At 71.6% G+C, this 10,412-nt stretch carries 9 protein-coding genes; 3 read left to right on the top strand and 6 right to left on the bottom strand.

What is annotated here, in order from left to right; all coding sequences use genetic code 11:
* Positions 1-269: 269 nt before the first annotated feature.
* A complete protein-coding gene (locus IMZ11_RS19995) occupies positions 270-1,229 on the bottom strand; it encodes a quinone oxidoreductase (protein WP_228643639.1) in 960 nt (319 codons plus the stop codon).
* Between the two features lie 253 nt (positions 1,230-1,482).
* On the opposite strand from IMZ11_RS19995, the gene IMZ11_RS19990 reads away from it, so the two are divergent.
* Positions 1,483-1,761: a hypothetical protein gene (locus IMZ11_RS19990; RefSeq protein ID WP_228643637.1), complete on the top strand. Its 279-nt coding sequence runs from the start codon at positions 1,483-1,485 to the stop codon at positions 1,759-1,761.
* Between the two features lie 144 nt (positions 1,762-1,905).
* Here IMZ11_RS19990 and IMZ11_RS19985 read toward each other — a convergent pair whose 3' ends face one another.
* The 5 genes from IMZ11_RS19985 to IMZ11_RS19965 all read right to left on the bottom strand — a co-directional run bounded on the left by IMZ11_RS19985 (position 1,906) and on the right by IMZ11_RS19965 (position 6,252).
* A complete protein-coding gene (locus IMZ11_RS19985; protein WP_228643635.1) occupies positions 1,906-2,265 on the bottom strand; it encodes a hypothetical protein in 360 nt (119 codons plus the stop codon).
* Between the two features lie 39 nt (positions 2,266-2,304).
* A complete protein-coding gene (locus IMZ11_RS19980) occupies positions 2,305-3,405 on the bottom strand; it encodes an ABC transporter ATP-binding protein (RefSeq protein WP_228643633.1) in 1,101 nt (366 codons plus the stop codon).
* A complete protein-coding gene (locus tag IMZ11_RS19975) occupies positions 3,402-4,259 on the bottom strand; it encodes an ABC transporter permease (protein WP_228643631.1) in 858 nt (285 codons plus the stop codon). Before IMZ11_RS19975 ends, IMZ11_RS19980 begins: the two co-directional genes overlap by 4 nt.
* Positions 4,247-5,032 (bottom strand): ABC transporter permease subunit, encoded by a 786-nt coding sequence (locus tag IMZ11_RS19970; protein ID WP_228643628.1) that lies wholly within the window; start codon positions 5,030-5,032, stop codon positions 4,247-4,249. The genes IMZ11_RS19975 and IMZ11_RS19970 overlap by 13 nt, the downstream gene beginning before the upstream one ends.
* Positions 5,033-5,106: 74 nt before the next feature.
* A complete protein-coding gene (locus tag IMZ11_RS19965) occupies positions 5,107-6,252 on the bottom strand; it encodes an ABC transporter substrate-binding protein (protein WP_228643627.1) in 1,146 nt (381 codons plus the stop codon).
* Positions 6,253-6,496: 244 nt separating this feature from the next.
* On the opposite strand from IMZ11_RS19965, the gene IMZ11_RS19960 reads away from it, so the two are divergent.
* Together IMZ11_RS19960 and IMZ11_RS19955 are read left to right on the top strand one after the other, a co-directional pair.
* The gene (locus tag IMZ11_RS19960) at positions 6,497-6,763 is read left to right on the top strand and encodes a DUF6504 family protein (protein ID WP_061260560.1); all 267 of its coding nucleotides are present in this window, start codon (positions 6,497-6,499) and stop codon (positions 6,761-6,763) included.
* Positions 6,763-10,374, top strand: coding sequence for a DNA polymerase III subunit alpha (locus IMZ11_RS19955; RefSeq protein WP_228643625.1), 3,612 nt, complete (start codon positions 6,763-6,765; stop codon positions 10,372-10,374). Before IMZ11_RS19960 ends, IMZ11_RS19955 begins: the two co-directional genes overlap by 1 nt.
* Positions 10,375-10,412 lie beyond the last annotated feature (38 nt).

Below are 10,412 nucleotides of genomic sequence, written 5' to 3'. Positions count from 1 at the left end.
AGGGCGGCCAGCCGCTCCGCCCGCCGCGAACGATCTGGTCGGCGAGCTGGAGCGGCTGGCCGCCCTCCACCAGGCCGGTCGGCTCGACGACGCCGAGTACGCCCAAGCGAAGAAGCACCTGCTGAACGGAACCACCTCTTGAACCCCACCGCGGTGCGCGTCCTGTCGATCGTTTTGCACGTGGTCGCGATCGCGGGGGGCGTCTCCCTCGGCATCCTGATCTTCCACGCGGCGACGGGCTGACCGGCCCGCCGCCGGGGAGATCAGAGCTACGGAACGAGCAGGAGCTTGCCGGTCGTACGGCGGGCCTCCAGGTCGTCGTGCGCCCGGCGGGCCTCGGCCAGCGGGTAGCGCTCGGAGATGTGCACCTTGAGCGCGCCGGAGGCGACCCAGCCGAGCAGCTCGCCGGCCCGGCCGAGCAGCTCCTCGCGTGTCGCGATGTAGTGGGCGAGCGAGGGCCGGGTCAGGAACAGCGAGCCGCCCTGGTTCAGCCGCTGCGGGTCGAAGGGCGGGACGGGGCCGCTGGCCGCGCCGTACAACGCCATCATGCCGCGGGGGCGCAGCGCCGCCAGCGAGCCGTCGAACGTGGCGGCTCCGACGCCGTCGTAGACCACGTGGACCCCCGCTCCGGTGATCTCGCGGACCGCCTCGCTGAAGTTCGCGTAGCGGAGCACCTCGTCGGCGCCCGCCTTCCTGGCGAGCTTCTCCTTCGCCTCTGTGGAGACCGTGCCGATCACGCGGGCGCCGAGCAGCTTGGCGATCTGGACGAGGAGCAGCCCCACGCCGCCCGCCGCCGCGTGGACCAGCACGTCGTCCCCCGGTCGGATGGCGTACGTCGAGTGGGTCAGGTAGTGGGCGGTGAGCCCCTGGAGCAGTACGGCGGCCGCGAGCTCGGGCGACAGGCCGCGCGGGAGCGGCACGGCCATGCTCGCCGGGATGACCGCACGTGTGGCGTAGCTGCCGAGCACGCTCGCCCAGCCGACGGCGTCTCCCACGACCAGGTCCGTCACGCCGTCCCCGGTCGCGATGACGGTGCCCGCGCCCTCGGAGCCGGGGACGAAGGGGAGGGGAAGCGGATAGCGCCCCTGCCGGTGGTAGACGTCGATGAAGTTGACGCCGCTCGCCGCGACCTGGACCAGCACCTCACCCGGACCGGGCACCGGGTCCGGCCGCTCGGCGTACTCCAGAGCGGAGGAATCACCGGGGGTGGAGACGACTATGGCACGCATGAAAACTCCCGTTGCGAGACTTCCTTGCTCGTGCCCAACCCCCGCACGGTCACCCCTTGTTCCCGGGATGGCCGGCCGTCCCGAAGTCCGGAGCCGATTCGGCGATCTTCCGGTCCACCGCGAGCGTCGACGTCGGAGCAGGTTCAAGTGGTCTGTACCTACGGTCGCCGCTGTGATTATGATCATGATTCCCGTGCGGGCGGTCCCTCGTCCCGCCGGGAACGGCCGATTCCTACCCCCGAAAGGACCGCTCATGTCGAACAAGCTCACCAGATTGGCCGCGACGTCGTTCGCGGCGATTACCCTGGCAACGGCCGGGTCCGCGCTGGCGGCACCCGCCGAGGCCGCGGTCACCGGCTTCGGCACGTCGAGCACCCCGGCCATCGCCGCGTCCACATGGATCGAGTACGGCAACTACTCGTCCGAGGCGAAGTGCAAGGCGAAGGGCGAGGAACTGCGGAAGAAGGGGACGTACCTGTCGTACTACTGCACGTACACCGGCTTCTTCACGCTGATGGTCCTGACCAGGTGACCGGCTGAACGCCCGCGGCCCGGGAATCGGCGATCTCCGGGCCGCGTCGGCGGCCGCGGACCGGCGCACCCTGGCGTGACATCCCCGAACGGCACGGTCCCCGGCAGATTCGAACCACTGCACCGACAGGAGCGCCTGCTCCTCTCAGCGCAGCCACCGCAGAGCCGCGTCGGCACAGTCCTCGGGGCTGCTGTTGAAGGCGATGGCCGCGTCGGGCGCGTGCTGCCGGACCAGGTTGACCACTCTCTCGAAGAGTTCGAGCAACGGCTCGTGCGTGCGGATGCCGCCCCCGATCACCACGCAGACGTGGTCTTCGCGGGTCAGCGCCTCCACGATCGCCGCTTCGGGGTTCTCGTCGAGTGCCACCAGGCACCAGTCGGCCTGGATGCCATGATCGTCGAAGCGGGCCCGACCCCGTGCCAACGCCGCCTGGACCGGCTCCGGGTCCCAGCCCTGGATCTTGGCGGGATCGAGACCGACCACCAGTACTCGTGCCACTGTCACGCGTCCTCCCTCTCGCAGAACGTTTCCACGCACTAACGTTCATATCGCGTTCGCGGCGCCCGCGATGGATACCAGGACGGGGCGGTCGACGAGGGTGACGGTCACCTGTACGCCGGGCGCGAGCCGTACCGAGTCGTGGCCGGGGACGTCGGCCAGCAGTTCGGAGCCGTCGGCGAGCCGCACGCGCAGGCGGGCGGTCGAGCCCCGGAAGGAGGAGGCGACGACCGTGGCCGTGCCCTCGGAGTCCGGAGCGGGGATCACGGCCTCCGGCCTGACCAGCACGTCGACACCTCCCTGTACGGCGGGGCCGTCCACGGGCAGCGTCTGGCCGAGCACCGTGACCCGGTCGCCCGAGGCGGTGCCGGGGATGTGGTTCATCGTCCCGACGAACTCCGCGACGAACGGCGTGGCAGGCCGGTCGTACAGCGTGGCGGGGGCGGCGACCTGCTCCAGCCGGCCCGCGCGGAGCACGGCCACCCGGTCGGCGATCGACAGCGCCTCCTCCTGGTCGTGCGTCACGAAGATCGTTGTGATGCCGAGGGAGAGCTGGAGCCGCCGGATCTCCTCGCGGAGCGCGACGCGGACCTTGGCGTCCAGGGCGGACAGCGGCTCGTCGAGCAGCAGTACCCGGGGTTCGAGCGCGAGCGCCCGGGCCAGCGCGACGCGCTGCTGCTGCCCGCCGGAGAGCTGGTGCGGGTATCGCTCGCCCACCGCGGGGAGGCCGACCAGCTCCAGCAGCTCCCGCGCCCGCGCGTGCCGCCGGGCCGCCGGCACCTTGCGCACCCGGAGGCCGAAGGCGACGTTGTCCCGGGCGTTGAGGTTCGGGAAGAGGCTGTAGGACTGGAAGACCATGCCGGCGTCGCGCCGGTTGGCGGGGACGCCGGTGATGTCCCGGCCGTCCACGAGGACCGCGCCCTCGTCGGGCCGCTCGAAACCGGCCACGCAGCGGAGCGCGGTGGTCTTGCCGCATCCCGACGGGCCGAGCAGGGCGAGCAGTTCGCCGGGCTCGACGGACAGGTCCAGCCCGTCGAGGGCGACGGTGCCGCCGAAGCGCCGGTACAGCCCGCGGAACTCCACCCTGGCTCCGGTGGCGGCCTCCGCGACGGCTTCGCCGGCGGTCCCGGTGGTGGGCGCGGTCATGAACGTTTCCTTCCTGCGACGGAGACGGCGAGCAGGACCAGCCAGGTGAGCAGCAGGCTGAACAGCGAGACGGCCACGGACACCTGGGCCTGCGAGCCGGAGATGTAGACGATCCACACCGGGAACGGCTGGAAGCTGAGCAGGCGCGCGACGGTGAACTCCCCGAGCACCAGCGCCAGCGTGAGGAACGACGCGCTGGCCAGGGCGGAGCGCAGGTTCGGGACGATCACCCGGAACACGACGTGCGGCCACGAGGCGCCGCAGTTCCGCGCGGCCTCCACCAGCGTGGGCGCGTCCATCGCGCGCAGCCCGGCGTCCAGGGACCGGTGGACGAACGGCAGCGTCAGCACCACGTACGCGAGCACGAGCACCACCGGGAAGGAGGGGTTCTGCATGGCGATGATCGTCTGGTAGAAGGGCGTCCTGGCCAGGTATTCCGGCCCGAACCGCAGCACGGTGCCGATCCCCGCGACGAACGTGATCGGCGGGACCACCAGAGGCAGCGTGCAGACCACCTCCAGGACCGGTCCCAGCCGCGGCGCGCCCAGCCGTACGGCCAGCATGGCGGGCAGGGTGAGCAGCAGGACGAGCACGATGGTCGCCACCGCCAGCCCCAGGGACAGCAGCAGGCTGGAGCCGAACCCGGGAGCGGAGAAGATCTGGCCGTAGGCGTCGACGCTGAACCCCTGGGGATCGTCCACCGTGAACCAGAACGAGGCGGCCATCGGCACCAGGAAGTACAGCGCCGCCAGCGTCAGCACGGCCACGCGCCAGGCCCGCGGGCGTCCCCTGCGCCCGCGCCCGGCGGAGGCGGGCGGTTCCCCGGCGATCGGGGCGGGTGTCAGCGCAGCCATCGAGCGCTCCTGCGTTGCAGCGGCAGGTAGACCGCCATGACCAGCCCGGCCACCACGATCATGTCGAGGCTCAGCGCGAGCGCCACGTTCTCGTGGCCGATCAGCACGTTGCCGGTCAGCGCGTTGGCGATCTGGAGGGTGACCAGCGGCACCGTGGTCCCGACCATCGCGGCGGCGGTGGCGTAGGCGGCGAAGGCGCTGCCGAACAGCAGCACCACCCCGCCGAGCAGCGACGGCGTGAGCACGGGGACGCCCACGTACCGCCAGAACTGCCAGGCGGACGCGCCGTTGTTCAGCGCGGCCTCGCGCCACTGCGGCCGCAGCCCGTCCAGTGCCGGGGTGATGACGAGGACCATCAGCGGTACGGAGAAGTACAGGTAGACCAGGGTGAGCCCCCAGAAGTTGTAGAGGCTCCACCCGTGCTCGCCGAGTCCGAGGAGGCGGGTGACGACGCCGGAGTTGCCCAGCGTGGCGATCCAGGCGAACGCCAGCGGCACGCCGCCGAAGTTCGCCAGCACGCCCGACGCCGTGAGGACGGCCTCGCGCAGCCGCGAGGTGACGACGGCCTGGGCGAGGAAGGTGCCGAGGATCGTGCCGAGCACCGCGACCGTCGCCGACAGCTTCACGCTGCCGATCAGCGCGGTGAGGTAGGCGCCCTGCAGCGATTCGGCCAGGTTCTCCCCGGTGATCCGCCCCTGGCGGACGAACGTGCCGCCGAGCAGTACGACCAGTGGGGCGCCGAAGACGATCGCGACGAACGCCAGCAGCGGCACCGTCGCGATCCATCCTCTCGATCTCCTGCGGCTCCGGCCCGGCGCCGGGGCGGAAGCCGTACCCGCGGGAAGGCTCATCCGGAGACCGCGGCGCCCCAGCCGGTGGCGAGGGTCTCCTTGGCCTTGTTGATCTGAGCCTCGGTCGGGAAGGTGGGTGTGCCCTCGACCGCGGGGAGCTTGGCCACCACGGCGGCGTCGGCGGTGCCGTCGGCCTGCATCGCGGGCAGCAGGACCGCGCGGGCGTAGCCCTTGAGCCAGAGGTTCTGGCCCTCGGTGCTGTAGAGGAACTCCTGCCACAGGCGGGCGGTCGCGGGGTGCGGCGCGTCCTTGTTGATCGCCTGGGCGTAGAACTGGGCGTACTTGCCGTCGCTCGGGACGGCGACCTTCCACTCCACGCCCTTGGCCGCGAACTGGTCGGCGTACCCGGCGTTGAGGTAGTCCCAGTCGATGCTGATCGGCGTCTCGCCGTTCTGGACGGTCGCGGGGGTGGACTCGACGGGGTTGAAGTTGCCGGCGGCCTTGAGCTTCTTGAAGAACTCCAGCCCGGGCTGGATGTCGTCGAACGACCCGCCGTTGGCCAGGGACGCGGCGTAGACGCCGGCGAAGGCCGCGCCCGCCTTGGTCGGGTCGCCGTTCAGGGCGACCTTGCCCTTGTACTCCGGCTTGAGCAGGTCGGCGTACGTCTGCGGGCAGTTCGCCACCTTCTTGGCGTCGCAGCCGATCGACACGTAGCCGCCGTAGTCGTTGTACCAGGTGCCGTTCGGGTCCTTCTGCCCGTCGGGGATCTTGTCCCACGCCGCGACCTTGTACGGCGCGAACAGGCCCTCCTGCGAACCGCTGAGGGCGAAGGACTGGCCGAGGTCCAGCACGTCGGGGGCGCGGTCCTGGCCCTTGAGCGTCTTCACCGCGTTGATCTCGTCGGAACTGGAGCCGTCGGGGTTGTCGCTGGTGATCGTGATGCCGTACTTCTTCGAGAAGGCGTCGAGCAGCTCCCCGTAGTTCGCCCAGTCGCGGGGGAGCGCGATGACGTTGAGCTTGCCTTCCTTCTTGGCGGCTTCGGCCAGCTTGTCCAGCCCGCCGAAGTCGGCGGCAGAGGTGGCGGCCTTCGCGTCGGTCCCTCCGGAGCCGGCCGCGCTCTCGGTGGGTGCGGCGCCGCAGGCCGCGCTCAATGGGATGGCGATGGTCAGGGCGGCCACGAGGCCGGCGATGCGCGCAGACACGCTTTTGTCTCCCACTGTCGTACGTGGATCGAACGTAGGCGAACTCAATGCAACAAACCAGACCCAGTTAGCCCTGGGCAGATTGCGCTTTGGTGAACGGAAGGGCCCGGGACGGTGGCGCTTTGTGAACGGATCTCGGCGCGGTTCCGGCCCGAGTTGCGGTCGATCTTCTGAGAACATATGTTCGAAGTAGCACGTTGCGCCCGCCTTCCCCCGGGCGCCGACCATGGGGGGAAGATCCGTCTTGAGCAGACTTTATGGTGATCCGATCGAGGTGTGGATCCGGGACGACCGGCCCGCCCAGTTCGTCTGGCGTGACCGGCTCTACGCGATCCGCCAGGTGCAGGATCACTGGGTGGTGGCCCGCGAGTGGTGGAAGACCTCCGACACCGACCCGGGCGAGCGGCGGTTCTGGCGGGTCGAGGCCGGCGCGACCACCGGCGTCGGCACCTACGAGCTGCGCTTCGACACCGCGAGCGGCGGCTGGCTGCTGCTGAGGGCGTGGGACTGATGGGCTCCTTCGTCCACCTCCACGTGGCCTCCGCCTACTCCCTCCGGTACGGCACGGCGTTCCCGCCCGCCCTGGTCGCCCGCGCGGCCGCCCACGGCATGGACGCGCTCGCGCTGACCGACCGCGACGGCCTCTACGGCGCGATCAAGCACATCCGGGCGTGTCATGCCGAGGGCCTCGCCCCCATCGCCGGGGTAGACCTGGTCCTCGGCCCCAAGGAGCACTCCCGGGGCAAGGGCTCCCACGGCGGCGGCTCCCAGGGGGACGGTTCCCCGGGCAAGGACGAGTGGCGGATCGTCGTCCTGGCCCGCGCGGACGGCTGGGGCCACCTGTGCCGCCTCGTCACCGCCGCCCACCACGTGGGAGAGCGCGGCGAGCCGTATGTGACGCGCGAGATGGTGGCCGAGCACGCGTGCGGCCCCCCGGGCGACGCCCGGCTGACGGTGCTGCTCGGGCCCAGGTCCGATGTCGGGCACGCGGCGGCCGGACAGCGCGACGACGAGGCCAGGACGCTGCTGGCCGCCTGGCGCGCGGCGGTGCCCGACGTCGTGGTCGAGGTGACCGACCACTACGGCTACCGCGACGCGAACATCGCCGCCCGGATGATCGGCCTGGCCGACTCGGCGGGCGTCCCCGCCGTGCTGACCAACGCGGTGCGCCACCTCGACACCGCAGGCCACCAGGTGGGCAACGTGCTGGACGCCGCGCGCAGGCTCGCCCCGCTGCACGTCCGGCACCTGGAGCCCTCCACGCAGGCGTACCTCAAGAGCGGCGAGGAGATGGGCCCGGTGGCGGCCCGGGTCTGCGGCGGCGACCGGAACCGGATGGTCCGCCTCCTGGCGGAGACGCGTCACGTCGCGGAGAGGTGCGCGCTCGATCCGGTCGAGATCGTCCCGCTCCTGTCCGACCCGCCGGGCGCGCTGCACCTGCCGGAGATCGGCGGCGATCCGGTCCCGATGCTGCGGAACCGCTGCGACGACGGCCTGCGCCGCCGGGGAATGGAACGTTCGAAAGAGGCCAGGGACCGGCTCGCCGCCGAGCTGGACATCATCGAGAGGAAGCGGCTGTCCGGCTACTTCGTCGCGGTGGCCGGCATCACCGACATGATCCGCGACATGGGTGTGCGCTGCGCGATCCGCGGCTCCGGCGCGGGCAGCCTGGTCACCTACCTCACCGGCATCGGAGAGGTGAACCCGCTCGAACACGGCCTGCTGATGGAGCGCTTCCTGTCCGAGGGCCGCCACGGACTGCCGGACATCGACGTGGACGTCGAGTCCGCGCGCCGGCTCGACTGCTACCGCGCGATCCTCGGCCGGTACGGCGAGGCGCGGGTGGCCTGCGTCTCCATGATGGAGACCTACCGCGCCCGCAGCGCGATCAGGGAGGTCGGCGCGGCCATGGGGCTGCCCCCGCACGAGGTCGACGCCGTCGCCAAGGCGTTCCCGCACATCCGCGCCAAGCAGATCAGGGCCGCCCTGACCGACCTGCCCGAGCTGCGCGACAGCGGGCTGAACGACCGGTCGCTGGAGACGGTGTTCCGGCTGGCCGAGAAGCTCGACGGGCTGCCCCGGCACATCGCGCTGCACCCCTGCGGCGTGCTGGTCGGCAACGCCACGCTGCGCGACCGCACCCCGGTGGAGCGCAGCCTGCTCGACTTCCCGATGTCGCAGTTCGACAAGGACGACGTCGAGGAGGCGGGCCTGCTCAAGCTGGACGTGCTCGGCGTGCGCATGCAGTCCGCGATGGCCCACGCGCTCGATGAGATCGAGCGGGTCGACGACCTGCGGATCGAGCTGGACGGGGTTCCTCGCGACGACACCGACACCTACGACATGATCTGCTCCGGCCGCACGATCGGCTGCTTCCAGATCGAGTCGCCCGGCCAGCGGGAGCTGGTCGCCAAGCTGGAGCCCCGCACGATGCACGACCTGATCGTGGACATCTCGCTGTTCCGGCCGGGCCCGGTCAACTCCGACATGGTCACGCCGTACCTCGAGGCCAGGCACGGCTTCCGGCGGCCGTCGTACGCCCACGAGGAGCTGCGCGAGCCGCTGCGGGAGACCCACGGCGTGGTCGTCTTCCACGAGCAGGTCCTGAAGGTCATCGACGTCATGACCGGATGCGGGCTCTCCGAGGCCGAGAAGGCCCGCCGTGCCCTCGACACCCCGCAGGGCAGGGAGGCGGTCCGCGACTGGTTCGTGCCGCTGGCCGGGGAGCGGGGCTTCGATCCCGCCACGGTGGAGAAGGCGTGGAAGATCCTCGACGCGTTCGGCGCGTTCGGGTTCTGCAAGGCGCACGCCGCGGCGTTCGCGCTGCCCACCTACCAGTCGGCGTGGCTCAAGCGGCACCACGCGGCCGCCTTCTTCGCGGGCGTGCTCACCCACGAGCCCGGCATGTATCCCAGCCGCGTGATCCTCGACGAGGCCCGCCGGTGCGGCGTCGACATCCTGGCCCTGGACGTCAACCACTCCGGCAGGGACTGGCGGATCGAGAAGACCGGGGAGCCGCTGGCCCTCCGCGTCCGGCCCGGTGACCTGGAACCCGGCGGCGGACCCGCCACGGAACCCGACGGCGAACGGGACCCGGAGATCGGCAGGGGATACGGCCTGCGCGTGCCGTTCTCCGCGGTGCGCGGGGTCAGCGAGGCCGAGGTCGCCCGGATGGTCGCCGGCCAGCCGTACACCTCGATGGCCGACTTCTGGGAGCGGGCCCGCCCGTCACGGCCCGTCGCCGAGCGGATCGTGGAGGTCGGCGGCCTCGACGCCATGTACGGCCTGCGCCCCGGCGGCCCCCGGTGGCGGCCGGGCAGCTTGACCAGGAGGGACCTGATCGCCCAGGTCGGAGCGCTCGACCGGTCCTCGTCGGCCGGAGTGGCGGCCAGGCGGGACGCGACGGCCGTGCAGCTTCCGATGGGGTTCACCGAGCAGGTCATCCCCGGCGAGCTGCCGGAGATGACCGAGGCGGAGGTGGTCGAGGCGGAGCTCGCCGTCCTCGGCATGGACGTCAGCCGGCATGTGATCGGCTTCCACGAGGAACTGCTCGACGCGATCGGCGTGGTCCGGTCGAGAGACCTGCTGAGGCAGCGGAACGGCGCGGAGATCCTGGTCGCCGGGGTCAAGGTGGCCACCCAGACGCCCGCCGTGCGCTCGGGCCAGCGGGTCATCTTCCTCACCCTCGACGACTCCACCGGTCCGATCGACCTGACGTTCTTCGAGTCGGTGCAGGCGCACACGGCGGCGACCGTGTTCGGGTCCTGGCTGCTGGTCGCGAGGGGGGTGGTCCGGCGTACCGGCGCGCGGGCCGTCTCGCTGCGCGCCCTGCACTGCTGGAACCTCGTCGACCTCGACGAGCTGTGGCGTGCCCCGGAGCCCCATGGCGGCATCGCCGCCGTACGCGCCCGCCTGGACGAGAGGCCGGAGTCCGGCGGCGGCGTGGGCGGGCGCCGCATCGAGTACGACAACGGCTACCGGCTCTCGCCCTACTCCGACATCGGCCCGACTCCGGGGGCGCGCGACGCCGCGGCGTTCCTGGCCCATCCCACCGAGCCCCAGCGCCGGCTCTGGCATGCGAGTTCCGGCAGCTCGGGCCCCACCCGTACGCGCAGGCGATGACGTCCGGCGTCGGCCTGCGCGGCCGGCGTCCTGACGGT

This window comes from Microtetraspora sp. AC03309, from assembly GCF_020826795.1.
GTDB classification, from domain to species: domain Bacteria; phylum Actinomycetota; class Actinomycetes; order Streptosporangiales; family Streptosporangiaceae; genus Microtetraspora; species Microtetraspora glauca.
This window is presented reverse-complemented; position numbering and strand designations above follow the sequence as displayed.

Coding starts and splice junctions, on each gene's coding strand:
- IMZ11_RS19995 (WP_228643639.1), bottom strand. CDS start 1,229: ATGCGTGCCATAGTCGTCTCCACCCCCGGTGATTCCTCCGCTCTGGAG.
- IMZ11_RS19975 (WP_228643631.1), bottom strand. CDS start 4,259: ATGGCTGCGCTGACACCCGCCCCGATCGCCGGGGAACCGCCCGCCTCC.
- IMZ11_RS19955 (WP_228643625.1), top strand. CDS start 6,763: ATGGGCTCCTTCGTCCACCTCCACGTGGCCTCCGCCTACTCCCTCCGG.
- IMZ11_RS19980 (WP_228643633.1), bottom strand. CDS start 3,405: ATGACCGCGCCCACCACCGGGACCGCCGGCGAAGCCGTCGCGGAGGCC.
- IMZ11_RS19990 (WP_228643637.1), top strand. CDS start 1,483: ATGTCGAACAAGCTCACCAGATTGGCCGCGACGTCGTTCGCGGCGATT.